The organism is Neisseria sp. P0009.S007, assembly GCF_051962515.1.
In genome coordinates, this window is sequence record NZ_JBQCVF010000833.1 from 1 (window position 1) to 558 (window position 558).

General features: G+C 51.6%; 1 protein-coding gene. It reads left to right on the plus strand.

Going from position 1 to position 558, the window contains the following annotated elements; translation table 11 throughout:
* Positions 1-527 (plus strand): 3'-5' exonuclease (locus ACTHS3_RS16655; RefSeq protein ID WP_440368594.1); only part of this gene is annotated, 527 nt, incomplete at its 5' end.
* Positions 528-558 lie beyond the last annotated feature (31 nt).

Genomic DNA, 558 nt, shown 5'->3' on the forward strand with positions numbered 1-558 from the left:
AGGAAGGCAAAGCAGGTGAAATCAAATGGCGTAACGTTACCGACCTGACAGGCTGGCTGGAACGCAAAGGCGAGCAAGACGGCAAAAACATCATCGAGCTTGCCCAAACCATCGCCCTGATGACACTTTTGGAAGGCAAAAGCGAAGAAGAAGTCGATGCCGTCAAACTCTCCACCCTGCACGCTTCCAAAGGTTTGGAATACCCCTACGTTTTCCTTGTCGGTTGCGAAGAGGGCATCCTGCCGCACAACGACAGCATCGAAGAAGACAATGTCGAAGAAGAACGCCGCCTGATGTACGTCGGTATTACCCGTGCCAAACGTCAACTTACGCTGACCCACTGCCTCAAACGCAAAAAGCAAGGCACATGGCAGTTCCCCGAGCCGAGCCGCTTCATAGACGAAATGCCGCAGGAAGACATCAAAATCCTAGGCCGCAAAGGCGGCGAGCCGATTGTGAGCAAGGAAGAAGGAAAAAGTAATCTGGCGGGTTTGCTGGATATGCTGGGAAATAAAAGAAAAGGCTAAGACAAGGCCGTCTGAAAGTAAGGTTTCAGAC